Below are 13,752 nucleotides of genomic sequence, written 5' to 3'. Positions count from 1 at the left end.
GCTATCATGTGGCATGACCTCCTTTCGGCGCAACTTCGTCCCCGGCGGAAGCTACTTCTTCACCGTCAACCTGGCGGATCGAAGCCTCTCGTTGCTGACCACGCATATCGATCGATTGCGCGCAGCATTTCGCGAAACAAGTCAGCGACATCCTTTCACGATCGATGCGATCGTCGTGCTGCCCGAGCATCTTCACACCGTTTGGACGATGCCGGACGGCGATGCGGACTTCGCAATGCGCTGGAGGCAGATTAAATCCGCCTTCTCTCGCAACCTCGAAAATGGCGAAACAGTTTCGCCGAGCCGGGCTGCCAAGGGCGAGCGCGGAATCTGGCAGCGTCGATACTGGGAGCACACCATCCGCGACGAAGAGGACTATGCCCGACACATCGACTACGTGCACATTAATCCGGTTAAGCATGGGCTGGTCAATCGCGTGTCCGATTGGCCGCCCTCGTCATTCCATCGTTACGTTGATCGCGGAATTTACCCGGTGGATTGGGCTGGCGATCTGGCGCGATGCGAGGACGACGCCGAATTTGGAGAACGGAAATGAGCGATAATTCGTAGGATGGGTAGAGCGTAGCGAAACCCATCGCCTCCATCACCGCGGGAAAAGTTTGATGGGTTTCGCTGCGCTCTACCCATCCTACGCGTGCCCGACGGGCAAAACACCATGCACTACGTCAATCCCTTTGCGCGAAAACATTCCACTTTACCGAAATTCGGAATTGCGGCATAAATCGAAACAGCCCGGCCCGACGAAGAGGGGCGGTTCGCGAGTCGTTCGAAACGCGGGCCGGGTTGCGGTGGACGCGGCAGCGTCGTGTACGAGAGGTCAAGGGCAGGGCGGATTGCTCTCCGTGAGCCCGAGGCTTCGTGTGGACGAGCGACGCTGTGTGCGTACGGCAAAACCGTGTGGTCCTGGCCGTCGTTGCTACGGTCAAGCCTTTGCGGATGCGGCATTCGCGTCAACCGGCGCGGTGTCCGCGACTTTCGTGAAGACGAGGGAGGCCAACAGGAACTCGGCTCCCGGGAGAGCACGGCATAAGCCGTAAAGCCACTGCGCAGGGAAGGCCGTGTGTTGGGCTTCACCTGTATGCCGCTGTGCAATTCCTTTTGCGCTACCCGCGCACAGCGGACCGTGGGTGCCAGCCGGCACCCGGTCTTCCCTGCGCCCTTTTTGATGAGGGCGATGGAGAGAGCATAGCTCGGGCGAAATGCGCCGCGAGGATGCGGGCGTGTGTCTGCGCGTGAGACGAGGTGCGGAGAGCGTAGGATGGGTAGAGCGCAGCGAAACCCATCGCCTCAGTCACTACGGGAAAAGCTTGATGGGTTTCGCTGCTCTACCCATCCTACAGTTTGTCTTTGTCCTACACTTCCCGCCGGGTCAAGAACGCCAGCCGCTCGAACAGATGCACGTCCTGCTCGTTCTTGAGCAGCGCGCCGTGCAGCGGCGGGATCAGCTTGCGCGGGTCGCGCTCGCGTAACTGCTCGACGGTCATGTCTTCGTTCAGCAGCAGCTTGAGCCAGTCGAGCAGCTCCGAGGTCGACGGCTTCTTCTTCAGGCCGGGCACTTCGCGGACCTCGAAGAAGATGCGCAGGGCTTCCTCGACCAGGCGCTTCTTGATGCCGGGGAAGTGGACGTCGACGATCCGGGTCATGGTGTCGGCGTCGGGGAACTTGATGTAGTGGAAGAAGCAGCGGCGCAGGAAGGCGTCCGGCAGCTCCTTCTCGTTGTTGGAGGTGATCATCATGATCGGGCGCTGCTTGGCCTTGATCGTCTCGCCGGTCTCGTAGACATGGAATTCCATGCGGTCGAGCTCGAGCAGGAGGTCGTTCGGGAATTCGATGTCGGCCTTGTCGATCTCGTCGATCAGGAGCACGGGGCGCTGCTCGGCGGTGAAGGCGTCCCACAGCTTGCCACGCTTAATGTAGTTCTTAATGTCGGACACCTTGCTATCACCGAGCTGGCTGTCGCGCAGGCGCGACACCGCGTCGTATTCGTAGAGGCCCTGCTGCGCCTTGGTGGTGGACTTGATGTGCCAGGTGAGCAACGGCGCGTTCAGCGCCTTCGCCACTTCCTCGGCCAAAACGGTTTTCCCGGTGCCGGGCTCGCCCTTGATGAGCAGCGGGCGCTCCAGCACGATCGAGGCATTGACCGCGACTTTGAGATCGTCGGTCGCAACATAGTCCTTGGTGCCGGTAAATTTCATCGCGCGTCCTTGTTGGTCGTCGTTCCAGGCGTTGCCCTGGTCGCGACATGGGAACGGCCGCGCGTGGCGGCCGTTCCTGGTTCGGTCAGGCTCTCAGACCCGTTTTATCAGCGAAAGGATGACGAGCACAATCACCGCGCCGATCGTGGCATCCACGATGGCGCCGACCGTGCCCGTTGCGAGCTGGATGTGCAGCTGAGGCAGAATCCAGCTGGCCACGAGCGCGCCGATGATGCCGACGACGATGTTGCCGATCAGCCCAAATCCCGCCCCATGGACAATCTTGCCGGCAAGCCAGCCGGCGATCGCGCCAATGACGAGCGCTGCGAGAATTCCCATTGCAAACGTCCCCAAGACAACCCCGTGAGGCCGCCAATTCTAGAGCAAAAAGCCTCCCGGTCCAGCGCAGAGCAGTGGCCTCCGCCCCTTGACGTTCGCCCCCCGACGGGCAATCTGTCACCCATGTTCCTGCAATTCTTCACTTCTCTGCGCGATGCGCAGGTCCCCGTGACGCTGCGCGAATACCTCACGCTGGTGGAGGCGCTCGACGCTGACCTCGCGGATTACTCGGTCGAGAATTTCTACTATCTGTCGCGCACCTCGCTGGTGAAGGACGAGCGCAATCTCGACAAGTTCGACCGCGTCTTCGGCACGGTGTTCAAGGGGCTGGAAAGCCTGCTCGATGCCATGGAAGGCGCCGAGATCCCCGAGGAGTGGCTGAAGAAGCTCGCCGAGAAATACCTGACGGACGAAGAGAAGAAGCAGATCGAGGCCATGGGCTGGGACAAGCTCATGGAGACCCTGAAGAAGCGCCTCGAGGAGCAGAAGGGCCGTCATCAGGGCGGCTCGAAGTGGATCGGCACCGCCGGCACCTCGCCGTTCGGCGCCCATGGTTACAATCCCGAAGGCGTCCGCATCGGCCAGGAGAAGAACCGCAACAACCGCGCCGTGAAGGTGTGGGACAAACGCGAGTTCAGGGATCTCGATGGCAACGTCGAGCTCGGCATCCGCAACATCAAGGTGGCGCTGCGCCGTCTGCGCAAGTTCGCGCGCACCGGCGCGCCTGACGAGCTCGATCTCGACACCACGATCCGCGAGACCGCCAATCACGGCTATCTCGACGTCCACATGCGGCCCGAGCGGCGCAACGCGGTGAAGCTGCTGGTGTTCTTCGACATCGGCGGCTCGATGGACGCGCATATCGAGCAGGTCGAGGAGCTGTTCTCGGCGGCGAAGAGCGAGTTCAAGCACATGGAGTATTTCTACTTCCACAACTGCCTCTATGAAGGCGTGTGGAAGCAGAACAAGCGCCGCTTCACCGACCGCACGCCGACCTGGGAGGTGCTGCACAAATATCCGCACGACTACAAGATCGTGTTCGTCGGCGACGCCTCGATGTCGCCTTACGAGATCATGGTGCCAGGCGGCTCGGTCGAGCACGTCAACGAGGAGCCCGGCTCGGTCTGGCTCGACCGCATCATCCATACCTATCCGCATTCGGTATGGCTGAACCCGGTACAGCAGAAGCACTGGGACTATTCGGAATCCACCACCATCATCAAACGCATCTTCGCCAACCGCATGTACCCGATCACGATCGAGGGGCTCGAGGGTGCGATGAAGGAATTAACGCATTAGCTCGCGCTCCACGGAATGACAACAAGAGGGAGAACCACATGCCCCAGACCATCACCCGCGGCATCAAGGCGCTGATCGACGAGGCCAATGCGGAGATCGAGACGCTCAACGCCAAGGATGCCATCGAGATCTCCAAAAACGGCGACGTCGTCATCGTCGACATCCGCGATCCCCGCGAGATCGAGCGTGACGGCCGCATCCCCGGCGCGTTCGCCTGCACCCGCGGCATGCTCGAATTCTGGATCGATCCGCAGAGCCCGTACGCCAAGCCGGTGTTCCAGGAGGACAAGAAGTTCGTGTTCCACTGCGCCGGCGGCCTGCGCTCCGCGCTCGCGGCGAAGACCGCGCAGGACATGGGCCTGAAGCCCGTCGCCCACATCGCCGGCGGCTACGCCGCCTGGCGGGATGCGGGCGGGCCGGTGGAGCAGTGGGAGCCAAAGAAGAAGGGGTGAGGGGTGAGGGGTGTTGCGCTGTTGCTCCAATCTCCGGCGTCATTCCCCGCGAAAGCGGGGAATCCAGTACGCCGCGGCCTCTCCGCTCAATCACAACCGCCTCTGGAATACTGGATCGCCCGGTCGAGCCGGGCGATGACAGTGGAGTTTGACGCGCACTGCTTCAACTTCGCCAGTGCTGCGCACGCTCCGGAATGACAAGGAAGAAATCGCATGACCACCCCCACCGATCCTCTCGTCTCGACCGAATGGCTCGCCACCCACATCAACGATGCCAACGTCAAGGTGCTCGACGCCAGCTTCAAGCTGCCGGGCGTGCTGCCATTGCCGAAGGACGATTATCTCGCAGCCCATCTGCCGGGCGCGGTGTTCTTCGACGTCGATGCGGTATCGGACCATTCCAACCCGCTGCCGCACATGTATCCGAGCGCCGAGCAGTTCGGCCGCGACGTCGGCAATCTCGGCATCTCCAATGCCGACACCATCGTGATCTACGATGCCGGCGGCTGGGTCGCCGCGCCGCGCGCGTGGTGGATGTTCCTGGCTTTCGGCCACAACGATGTGCGTATCCTCAATGGCGGCCTGAAGAAGTGGCGCGCCGAGGGACGTGCGACCGAGACCGGCGAAGTGAAGCCGAAGCCCGCGACGTTCAAAGCGAGCTATGATTCAAAACGCGTGCGCAGCATGCAGCAACTGGTCGCCAACGTCGAAAGCCGTGCCGAGCAGGTGATCGACGCGCGCGCCGCCGACCGTTTCGAGGGCCGGGCGCCCGAGCCGCGCGCGGGCATCCGCTCCGGTCACATCCCCGGCGCACGCAACGTGCCTTACAATCAGCTGTTCGACGCCGCGACCGGCACGATGAAGCCGCTCGACGATCTCCGCGCCGCCTTCGCGAACGCCGGCGTCAAGCTCGATGCGCCGATCGTGACGAGCTGCGGCTCCGGCGTCTCTGCCGGCGTACTGACGCTCGCGCTCTATCGCCTCGGCATCACCGACACCGCGCTCTACGACGGCTCATGGTCGGAATGGGGCCAGGAAAAAGGCCCGCCGATCGCGACCGGGCCGGCGTAACCTTACGGACGCGCGCGCGCGGTCGTCGCGGCGAAGGCCGGTTGCGGCTGCCCGAACGGATCGAGTTGCTGAACCGGCGGCGGCGGACGCCGGACAATGCGGCGGCGCTTCTTCACCCGATGCGCCCGCGGCTTGGTTGCCTTGCTCTCCGGCGAGCTGCTGTCGGCCTTAGCGTCGCCCTTGGCTTTCGCCGGCGGATCCTTCCAGGCCGTGGTCGCCGGGTCGTTCAACGCGGCGAACTTCGCGCTCGCCATGTCGAACGTGGACGAAGCCGAGGCTCCGCTGGCGGCGGCAGGTGTTGGTTTGCTCGCGAGAGCGATCGGAACGGGCTTGGCCGCGGCGATGGATGTGGTGGCGTCGGCCGGAGTAAGCGTGTTGCTCGAGGCCGGCGCCGCGGCGTCCGTCGTCGTCTCGGCCTTGGTCTCGGCCATGGTCTCGGCATTGGCCGGTTCGGCGGGGACGTCAGCCGGAGGTGCAACGATCTGCGGCTGAGATTCGGTCTGGGTCGTCAGCGCGATCTGCTCGGGCTCGCTCGCCGGCAATCCGATCGTCGGCACCCGGTCGCGCAGCGACGGCGCGGGCTCGACCGCCTCCGGCTCGGCGCGCAGTACCGCGAGCACCGGCTGGGCCGGCTCGGGAGCTTGCGCAAACACCTTCTCCTGCGGGCCGTTCCGCCAGGAGGGGTTGCTGACATACTGCTCGTGGGTCGCCCGCAGCAGCGCGGCGGCGCCTAGGCCGAACACCAGGATGGAGGCTGACAGCAGGATCGCGGCAAACAGGAAGCGAAAGCCGGGAAGCATCGAGGGATTGCGAATTTCCGCCCCGGCGGCGAATTGGCCAGGGCCCATGAGCCATCTGAACGCGGTGACGGTACTGCTTGCCGCGTTCGCCACGCGGGGATCGAAGCTCAAAGCGGAGGCGAATCAGGCTGATTCGAACATACCGCAACGATTCCGGGCCGTTCCGTAAAAAACGGAGCCGGCGACTCCGGTGATCTCAAGCGTGAGTTGATTTTCGTCCCATGATGCAACGGGGCAACGGTAGTCTTGCGGATCACAAATCGGCAAATCAAGCACAAATCAACCTGTAATGTCTTGAATGTGCCGCTATCTTCCGTCATCTGGCCGTTAACGGTCCGGACGGGGCCCGGGGACTATACAAGAGCGATGATGATCAAACATATTCTGACGATATGCGCTGCCGCGACAGTCGCTGCGGCGGGAACCTCGCTCGCACAGGCTCAGAGCTATCCGGTCCAGCAGGCGCCGAGCTATGGCGCGCCGGCCGAATATCGGCCCGGCGACCGCGCACCGAATTTCGACGCGCTGGACGATGAAGACGACGCGATGCCGCAGGCGGCGCTGCCGCCGCCCGGCCCGGACCCGCGCTACGGCAGTCCGGCCGGCGCTCCCCCGGTTTATTCGGCGGCCCCGCCGCAGGGTCCGGTGATGTCGCCGGATGATCCCCGTTACGGTCGTCCCGCGGGCGCGCCCGTCTACTCGGCCGCGCCGCCGCAGGGTCCCGTGACGTCGCCCGACGACCCGCGCTACGGCCGCGCCGCCGGGCCGCCCGCGGTGATCTACGCGGATCGTCCGGCTCAGGCGCCCGGCAGTGACGGCTTGCGTCCGCCCGAGGCGGTCGGTGGTCCCGCCGCGACCGGAACGGTCCAGGCCGGGCAGCCGCCTGTTGGCGCCGATGGCCGGCCGATGGCGATCGCCTCGCTGCCGCCCGAGGAGCAGCCCGACGCCGCTCCGGCGCAGTTGGCGCCGAACCTGCGCCGTCAGGAAGTCTCGCTGGCGACCAAGGAGCCGGCTGGAACGCTCGTCGTCGATACCCCGAACACCTATCTCTATTACGTGCTCGGCAACGGCCGTGCGATCCGCTACGGCGTCCGCGTCGGCCGCGACGGTTTCACCTGGACCGGCGTGCAGAAGATCACCCGCAAGGCCGAATGGCCGGATTGGCATCCGCCGACGGAAATGATCGAGCGCCAGCCCTATCTGCCGCGCTTCATGGCTGGCGGCCCCGGCAATCCGCTCGGTGCCCGCGCGATGTATCTCGGTTCGACCGTCTACCGCATCCACGGCACCAACCAGCCCTCGACGATCGGCAAGTTCGTGTCCTCCGGCTGCATCGGCATGCTGAACGAGGACGTCTCCGACCTGTTCGATCGCGTCAAGGTCGGCACCCGTGTGGTCGTGATGCCGGGTGGTCCGCCGCCGGGAACTGCGACCGCATCCGCCGCGCCCGTGCCCGGTGCTGCCGGGGCCGCGCAGGCCGGTCCGGTCCCGGGCACCCAGCCGACGGTGGTGCCGCCGCTGCCCGCACCAGTCACCGTGCGCTGAACCGGCCTCGCAAGAATTGATCTGATTACGGCGCGTGAATTTCGGTCACGCGCCGTAATCATTTGACGCATGCGCGCATCTCTCGCTTGCGCATGCCTTAGTTGCGCATGCCTTGCTTGAACGGCTCAGCACCTCGATTACGTCCGGGAGGATTGCAACGAATTGAGGAGCACAGGATGCGCATCTTTGTTGCGGGGGCGACCGGCGCGGTCGGTCGGTATCTTGTTCCATTGCTGGTCGCAGCAGGTCATTCGGTGATTGGCACGACACGGAATGCGGCAAAAGCAGATTTTGTGCGTCGATTGGGTACGGAGCCGGTCGTCGCCGACGGCCTCGATGCCGACAGCATGCGCGCTGCGGTGATCGCGGCGAAGCCCGACGCCGTCATCCACCAGATGACAGATCTCGCGGCCGCCACGGACCTCCGGCATTTCGATCGGGCTTTCGCGCGAACCAACGAGCTCCGCACCCGCGGAACCGACATTCTTCTCAACGCCGCACGCGAGGCCGGCGCCAAGCGCTTCATCGCGCAAAGCTTCCGCGGCTGGACCTTCAGTCGCGCCGGGGGAACGGTGAAGACCGAGATCGATGAACTCGACCCGCATCCCCCGCAAGAGCTGCGACGCACTCTTGAGGCAATCCGGTATCTGGAGCGAAGCGTCACCGCTTCAACGAAGCCGGGGGGCATCGTGCTGCGCTATGGATTCTTCTATGGACCTGGCACCGGCACGCTCTCGCCGGCGATGATCGACCAGCTGCGCCACCGGCGTGTGCCGGTGATCGGCGATGGCGGCGGGACGTGGTCGTTCATTCACACCGAAGATGCCGCCTCTGCCACGCTGGCCGCGGTTGAACGCGGACGCGTTGGCGGCATCTACAACATCGTCGACGATCATCCGGCGCAGGTGAGGGATTGGTTGCCCGCGCTGGCCGAGCTGCTTGGTGCCAAGCCGCCGCGTCACATTCCCGCCTGGCTCGGGCGCCTGCTTGCGGGCGAGCATATGGTTGCGATGATGACAGAGGTGCGCGGAGCATCCAACGGCAGGGCAAAGCGCGAGCTCGGCTGGCTGCCGGCGCATGCCTCCTGGCGCGACGGCTTTGCCGATGCGGCAAGGCAGCCCACCAGCCACCGCTCGGCGGCCTGAGGCTTCAGGCCAGCTTCCGCGGCAGCTCGCTGCCCTTGGTGAAGGCGTCGATCGCCTCGACCATCTGGCCGTAGTGGATGCGCAAGCCGTCCTCGGTGGCGTAGCCGAGATGCGGCGTCAGCACGAGATTGTCGAGCTTGCGGAACGGATGGTCCGTCGGCAGCGGCTCGACCGAAAACACGTCGATGCCGGCGCCTGCAATCCGCTTCTGCTGCAACGCCTCGAGCAGCGCCTGCTCGTCCACGATCGGCCCGCGCGCGGTGTTGACGAGGAAGGCCGTGGGCTTCATCCGCGCAAGATCGGCAGCTCCGACCAGCCCGCGCGAACGCTCGCTCAGCACCACATGGATGGTGATGATATCGGCCTTGGCGAACAGCTCTTCCTTGGTGGCGTAGCCGACGCCGGCGTCCTTGCACTTCTCCGGCGTCAGGTTCGGGCTCCAGGCGATCACGTTCATGCCGAACGCTTTCGCGATGCCCGCCATCTTGCTGCCGAGCTTGCCGAGCCCGATGACGCCGAGCGTCAGCCCCTCGATCTCGACGCCGGCAAAGGTCTGCCAGGGCTCGCCCGCATGCATGCGCGCGTTCTCGCGGCCGATGCCGCGGGTCAGTTCCAGGATCAGGCCCATGGTCAAGGGCGCGGTCGGATCGCGCGAATATTGCGTGCCGCCGATCGTAACGCCACCCGCCTTCGCGGCCTCCATGTCGATCGAGGCGTTGCGCATGCCTGATGTCAGCAGCAGCTTCAGCTTCGGCAAGCTCTCGAACAAGCTCTTCGGAAACGCCGTGCGCTCGCGCATGGCGCAGACGATCTCGAAATCGGCGAGCGCGCTGGCCGCAGCCTGTTCGGAAGCGAAGGGATGGCTGAAGACGGTGACGTCGACGCGGTCGGACAGCCTTTGCCAGTCGGCGACATCGAGGGAGAGGTTGAAATAGTCGTCGAGAATTGCACAGCGCAACCGCGTCATCAGCGTTCATCCATGGGTGAGGTGGAACCGGGCCATGGTTGCGCGCAATCACGACCGTGCGCAAGCCGTTCGCGTCTTCAAAAATGCGATAGGTGATTAAGGCTCAGAGCTCGCGGGGCTTGAGCCGGAACGGCGCATTCATGCCGTGTTTGGCCCGCCAGGCGGGGCCGGGACCGCGCATGTAGTGCAGTTCGGGCCTGTAGGGGTTGAAAGCGGTGGCGAAGAAACGTTTCCAGAAGCCCTCGATCTCCGAGACGAACACGGACGCATTCCCGGAGTCTACCGGAACGGGAAGAGAATTGGTCTCGATCACGGCCATGACGCTGTCTCGCTGTGCTCCCGTTCATTTCTGAGCGGGTGGCGCTGTTTCCACGCGAAGCCGAGCTTTGGCCTGATTTATTAAAAGATGGTTTCAATTGTCCGGATCCAGGTCCGGATGGTGTCCGACCCGTATTGATCCATGGTGAACGGAGGGAAAACATTGCCCTTTGGGGGCGGGATCGCTACATCGGCGGCAAGCAAATTTCCTCAAATCGAAGGTTTTCGGGACCGATGGCGCGCCAGTTCATCTACTTTATGCAGGGCCTGACCAAGAGCTACCCGACCCGCAAGGTGCTCGATAACATCCATTTGTCGTTCTACCCGGACGCCAAGATCGGCGTCCTCGGTGTCAACGGCTCGGGCAAGTCGACGCTGCTCAAGATCATGGCCGGCCTCGACAAGGAGTACAACGGCGAGGCCTGGGTCGCCCAGGGCGCCCGCGTCGGCTATCTCGAACAGGAGCCGCATCTCGATCCGACACTCAGCGTGCGCGAGAACGTCATGCTGGGCGTCGCCAAGCAGAAGGCCATCCTCGATCGCTACAATGAGCTGGCGATGAATTATTCCGAGGAGACCGCGGACGAGATGACCAAGCTGCAGGACGAGATCGAGGCCCAGGGCCTCTGGGATCTCGACAGCAAGGTCGACCAGGCCATGGACGCGCTGCGCTGCCCGCCCGACGATGCCGAGGTCTCGAAACTCTCCGGCGGCGAGCGCCGCCGCGTCGCGCTGTGCAAGCTGCTGCTCGACCAGCCCGAACTCCTGCTGCTCGACGAACCGACCAACCATCTCGACGCAGAATCCGTGTCGTGGCTGGAAGGGCATTTGCGCAACTATCCCGGCGCGATCCTGATCGTCACCCATGACCGCTACTTCCTCGACAACGTCACGAGTTGGATCCTCGAGCTCGATCGCGGCAAGGGCATCCCCTACGAGGGCAATTACTCGTCCTGGCTGCAGCAGAAGCAGAAGCGGCTCGAGCAGGAGGGCCGCGAGGACGCTGCGCATCAGAAGACGCTGGCCCGCGAGCAGGAATGGATCGCGTCCTCGCCGAAAGCCCGCCAGGCCAAATCCAAGGCGCGCTATCAGCGCTATGACGAACTGCTGAAACAGGCGAGCGAAAAGCAGGCCCAGACCGCGCAGATCACGATTCCTGTGGCCGAGCGACTCGGTCAGAACGTGGTCGACTTCGAAGGGCTCAGCAAAGGTTTCGGCGATCGCATGCTGATCGACGATCTCACTTTCAAGCTGCCGCCCGGCGGTATCGTCGGCGTGATCGGCGCCAACGGCGCCGGCAAGACTACGCTGTTCAGGATGATCACCAAGCAGGAGGAGCCGGACAAGGGCACCATCACGGTCGGCGAGAGCGTTCATCTCGGTTACGTCGACCAGTCCCGCGACGCGCTCGATGGCAGCAAGAACGTGTGGGAGGAGATCTCCGGCGGCAATGAACTGATCCTGCTCGGCAAGAGGGAAGTCAATTCACGCGGCTATTGCTCTTCGTTTAACTTCAAGGGCGCCGATCAGCAGAAGAAGGTCGGCGCGCTCTCAGGCGGTGAACGCAACCGCGTGCATCTTGCGAAAATGCTGAAGTCCGGCTCGAACGTGCTGCTGCTCGACGAACCGACCAACGATCTCGACGTCGACACGCTGCGCGCGCTCGAAGAAGCCCTGGAGGATTTCGCCGGCTGCGCCGTCATCATCAGCCATGATCGCTGGTTCCTCGACCGCATCGCGACCCACATCCTGGCCTTCGAAGGCGACAGTCACGTCGAATGGTTCGAGGGCAACTTCCAGGATTACGAAAAGGACAAGATGCGCCGGCTCGGCCAGGACAGCATCATCCCGCATCGCGTGAAGTACAAGAAGCTGACGCGGTGATTTCGGTATGATGCGGCGGGCGCTCATAGCTGCGGTGATCACCATCACCTGTAGCCTGCCGCCCGCCCGCGCCGCCGACGCCGCCTTCACGCAGTTCATCGCCTCGCTCTGGCCGGAAGCGCAGGCCGCCGGCGTGTCGCGCGCGACGTTCGAGCGAGAGACGCGCGGGCTCGAACCTGACTACAAGCTGCCCGATCTGATCCTGCCGGGACGGCCCGCAACGGGGGCGCCGTCGCAGGCCGAGTTCGTGCAGGTGCCGGCCGACTACGTCAGGGAAGCCTCGATCGCGCGGCTCGCGGGCGAGGGGCAGCTTCTGCTGCAAAAATATCGGCCGGCGCTGACCGAGATCGAGAAAAACTCCGGCGTGCCCGCCACCGTCATGCTGGCGATCTGGGGCCGCGAGACCGACTATGGCCGCTACACGCTGCCTTACGATCTCGTGCGCGTGCTGGCGACGCAGGCCTATGTCGGCCGCCGCAAGGACACCTATCGCAACGAGTTCATCCTCTCGCTGAAAATCCTCGGCGACGGCGTTGTGACACGCAAGGACATGCGCTCGTCCTGGGCCGGCGCCACAGGTCTCACGCAATTCCTGCCGTCCGAATATTACAAGCACGGCGTCGATTTCGACCGTGACGGCCACATCGACATCTGGCACTCGGTGCCGGATGCGCTCGCATCCGCCGCGCAGCAGCTTGTCAACAAGGGTTGGCAGAGCGGCGTGCGCTGGGCTTACGAAGTGCAGGCGCCTGCCAAGGTCGATTGCACCAGCGGCGTGCCCGAGGTGACGAAGCCGATCGGCCAGTGGCTGCGCGAAGGCTTTGTGCCGGTGCGGGGGCAAAAGCTCAGTGCCGCCGAGCAGGCGCAGCCGGCCTCGCTGCTGCAACCGGAAGGCATCTACGGCCCGTCCTTCCTGACCACGAAGAACTACTTCGTCATCAAGGAATACAATTTCTCCGATCTCTACGTGCTGTTCGTCGGCCATCTCGGCGACCGCATGACGAGCCCGCAGCCGTTCACGACGCCGTGGTCGGCCTCGAAGCAATTGCGTACCAAGGACGTCGAGACCATGCAGCGCGGGCTGACGCGCGTCGGGCTCTACAAGGACAAGATCGACGGTAAGGCCGGCATGCAGACGCGCGCCGCGCTTGGTGCCTATCAGAAGTCCGCCGGCCTCAAGGTCGATTGCTGGCCGAGCGAAGAGGTGCTGCGCTCGATCCAGGCGGCGCGATAGCGGGTCTCGGTCCTCTGGCTCAAAGAAAAAGCCCGGCCGAGATGCTCGGCCGGGCTTTGATCGCGGCGCTTATGAGCGCCATGCGATCAGATCAGTAGCAAACGCGAACCGGGCGGACGGCCCAGCCGTAGCCGTCCCAATAACGCTGACGCTGCCAGTAGCAGGGCGGGGGCGGCGGGCCGGGCTCGGCCACGTATACCGGACCGCCATAGGCCGGACGGCTCGACGCGATGGCGCCGCCGACGATGGCGCCGCCGATCAGGCCGGCCGCGATGCCGACGCCGACGCCGTCACGGGCCTGGGCCGACGGAGTGGCAGTCACCAGCGAACCGGCGATCGTCGCAACCGCGAGGGCGGCAACTAAAGTCTTCTTCATGCTCTTGGCTCTCCTGAGAGATGGACGCACCTTGTTAGGAGCGTCCGGGGTTCAAAGGTTCACGCAGACTCTGATGGAATTGGCCTTGCAGCTAGGAAGCGCGCAA

General features: G+C 64.1%; 14 protein-coding genes. 8 read left to right on the top strand and 6 right to left on the bottom strand.

The window, feature by feature from the left end:
- Positions 1-13: 13 nt before the first annotated feature.
- Positions 14-556 (top strand): REP-associated tyrosine transposase, encoded by a 543-nt coding sequence (locus tag ABIB00_RS34075; protein ID WP_354107395.1) that lies wholly within the window; start codon positions 14-16, stop codon positions 554-556.
- Positions 557-1,373: 817 nt separating this feature from the next.
- On the opposite strand, the gene ABIB00_RS34070 is transcribed toward ABIB00_RS34075, so the two are convergent.
- Entirely contained in the window at positions 1,374-2,216 is an 843-nt protein-coding gene (locus tag ABIB00_RS34070; protein ID WP_354107394.1) for an AAA family ATPase, read from the bottom strand.
- Between the two features lie 93 nt (positions 2,217-2,309).
- The gene (locus ABIB00_RS34065; RefSeq protein ID WP_354107393.1) at positions 2,310-2,555 is read right to left on the bottom strand and encodes a GlsB/YeaQ/YmgE family stress response membrane protein; all 246 of its coding nucleotides are present in this window, start codon (positions 2,553-2,555) and stop codon (positions 2,310-2,312) included.
- 123 nt (positions 2,556-2,678) lie between these two features.
- Between ABIB00_RS34065 and ABIB00_RS34060 the strand changes: the two genes are divergently transcribed.
- From ABIB00_RS34060 to sseA, 3 genes are all read left to right on the top strand, one after another.
- Positions 2,679-3,854 carry a vWA domain-containing protein gene (locus ABIB00_RS34060; RefSeq protein WP_354107392.1) on the top strand — a complete coding sequence of 392 codons (1,176 nt, stop codon included), beginning with the start codon at positions 2,679-2,681 and terminating at the stop codon, positions 3,852-3,854.
- A 38-nt stretch (positions 3,855-3,892) separates the two neighbouring features.
- Positions 3,893-4,306: a rhodanese-like domain-containing protein gene (locus ABIB00_RS34055; RefSeq protein WP_247347833.1), complete on the top strand. Its 414-nt coding sequence runs from the start codon at positions 3,893-3,895 to the stop codon at positions 4,304-4,306.
- Between the two features lie 213 nt (positions 4,307-4,519).
- Positions 4,520-5,377 carry a 3-mercaptopyruvate sulfurtransferase gene (gene sseA / locus ABIB00_RS34050; protein ID WP_354107391.1) on the top strand — a complete coding sequence of 286 codons (858 nt, stop codon included), beginning with the start codon at positions 4,520-4,522 and terminating at the stop codon, positions 5,375-5,377.
- A gap of 2 nt (positions 5,378-5,379) precedes the next feature.
- Here sseA and ABIB00_RS34045 read toward each other — a convergent pair whose 3' ends face one another.
- On the bottom strand, positions 5,380-6,225 hold the full coding sequence (locus ABIB00_RS34045; RefSeq protein ID WP_354107390.1) for a hypothetical protein: 846 nt from the start codon (positions 6,223-6,225) through the stop codon (positions 5,380-5,382).
- A 321-nt stretch (positions 6,226-6,546) separates the two neighbouring features.
- Between ABIB00_RS34045 and ABIB00_RS34040 the strand changes: the two genes are divergently transcribed.
- Together ABIB00_RS34040 and ABIB00_RS34035 are read left to right on the top strand one after the other, a co-directional pair.
- Positions 6,547-7,722, top strand: coding sequence for a L,D-transpeptidase family protein (locus ABIB00_RS34040; protein ID WP_354107389.1), 1,176 nt, complete (start codon positions 6,547-6,549; stop codon positions 7,720-7,722).
- 176 nt (positions 7,723-7,898) lie between these two features.
- Positions 7,899-8,867 carry an NAD-dependent epimerase/dehydratase family protein gene (locus ABIB00_RS34035; RefSeq protein WP_354107388.1) on the top strand — a complete coding sequence of 323 codons (969 nt, stop codon included), beginning with the start codon at positions 7,899-7,901 and terminating at the stop codon, positions 8,865-8,867.
- 4 nt (positions 8,868-8,871) lie between these two features.
- On the opposite strand, the gene ABIB00_RS34030 is transcribed toward ABIB00_RS34035, so the two are convergent.
- A complete protein-coding gene (locus ABIB00_RS34030) occupies positions 8,872-9,834 on the bottom strand; it encodes a D-2-hydroxyacid dehydrogenase family protein (protein WP_354107387.1) in 963 nt (320 codons plus the stop codon).
- A gap of 103 nt (positions 9,835-9,937) precedes the next feature.
- Positions 9,938-10,153, bottom strand: coding sequence for a hypothetical protein (locus ABIB00_RS34025; protein WP_354107386.1), 216 nt, complete (start codon positions 10,151-10,153; stop codon positions 9,938-9,940).
- Between the two features lie 233 nt (positions 10,154-10,386).
- Here ABIB00_RS34025 and ettA point away from each other — a divergent pair, with 233 nt between their 5' ends.
- Together ettA and ABIB00_RS34015 are read left to right on the top strand one after the other, a co-directional pair.
- Positions 10,387-12,036, top strand: coding sequence for an energy-dependent translational throttle protein EttA (ettA, locus tag ABIB00_RS34020; protein ID WP_354107385.1), 1,650 nt, complete (start codon positions 10,387-10,389; stop codon positions 12,034-12,036).
- A gap of 7 nt (positions 12,037-12,043) precedes the next feature.
- Positions 12,044-13,270 (top strand): lytic murein transglycosylase, encoded by a 1,227-nt coding sequence (locus tag ABIB00_RS34015; RefSeq protein WP_354107384.1) that lies wholly within the window; start codon positions 12,044-12,046, stop codon positions 13,268-13,270.
- 91 nt (positions 13,271-13,361) lie between these two features.
- Here ABIB00_RS34015 and ABIB00_RS34010 read toward each other — a convergent pair whose 3' ends face one another.
- Positions 13,362-13,646 (bottom strand): hypothetical protein, encoded by a 285-nt coding sequence (locus ABIB00_RS34010; protein WP_247442699.1) that lies wholly within the window; start codon positions 13,644-13,646, stop codon positions 13,362-13,364.
- Positions 13,647-13,752 lie beyond the last annotated feature (106 nt).

It is taken from the genome of Bradyrhizobium sp. LB14.3 (assembly GCF_040547985.1).
Classification (GTDB): domain Bacteria; phylum Pseudomonadota; class Alphaproteobacteria; order Rhizobiales; family Xanthobacteraceae; genus Bradyrhizobium.
The sequence above is the reverse complement of the archived record's forward strand: the minus strand, read 5'-3'. Positions and strand labels throughout refer to the sequence as shown.

Coding starts and splice junctions, on each gene's coding strand:
- ABIB00_RS34075 (WP_354107395.1), top strand. CDS start 14: ATGACCTCCTTTCGGCGCAACTTCGTCCCCGGCGGAAGCTACTTCTTC.
- sseA (WP_354107391.1), top strand. CDS start 4,520: ATGACCACCCCCACCGATCCTCTCGTCTCGACCGAATGGCTCGCCACC.
- ettA (WP_354107385.1), top strand. CDS start 10,387: ATGGCGCGCCAGTTCATCTACTTTATGCAGGGCCTGACCAAGAGCTAC.
- ABIB00_RS34040 (WP_354107389.1), top strand. CDS start 6,547: ATGATCAAACATATTCTGACGATATGCGCTGCCGCGACAGTCGCTGCG.
- ABIB00_RS34035 (WP_354107388.1), top strand. CDS start 7,899: ATGCGCATCTTTGTTGCGGGGGCGACCGGCGCGGTCGGTCGGTATCTT.
- ABIB00_RS34045 (WP_354107390.1), bottom strand. CDS start 6,225: ATGGGCCCTGGCCAATTCGCCGCCGGGGCGGAAATTCGCAATCCCTCG.
- ABIB00_RS34055 (WP_247347833.1), top strand. CDS start 3,893: ATGCCCCAGACCATCACCCGCGGCATCAAGGCGCTGATCGACGAGGCC.
- ABIB00_RS34025 (WP_354107386.1), bottom strand. CDS start 10,153: ATGGCCGTGATCGAGACCAATTCTCTTCCCGTTCCGGTAGACTCCGGG.
- ABIB00_RS34015 (WP_354107384.1), top strand. CDS start 12,044: ATGATGCGGCGGGCGCTCATAGCTGCGGTGATCACCATCACCTGTAGC.
- ABIB00_RS34065 (WP_354107393.1), bottom strand. CDS start 2,555: ATGGGAATTCTCGCAGCGCTCGTCATTGGCGCGATCGCCGGCTGGCTT.
- ABIB00_RS34060 (WP_354107392.1), top strand. CDS start 2,679: ATGTTCCTGCAATTCTTCACTTCTCTGCGCGATGCGCAGGTCCCCGTG.
- ABIB00_RS34070 (WP_354107394.1), bottom strand. CDS start 2,216: ATGAAATTTACCGGCACCAAGGACTATGTTGCGACCGACGATCTCAAA.
- ABIB00_RS34030 (WP_354107387.1), bottom strand. CDS start 9,834: ATGACGCGGTTGCGCTGTGCAATTCTCGACGACTATTTCAACCTCTCC.
- ABIB00_RS34010 (WP_247442699.1), bottom strand. CDS start 13,646: ATGAAGAAGACTTTAGTTGCCGCCCTCGCGGTTGCGACGATCGCCGGT.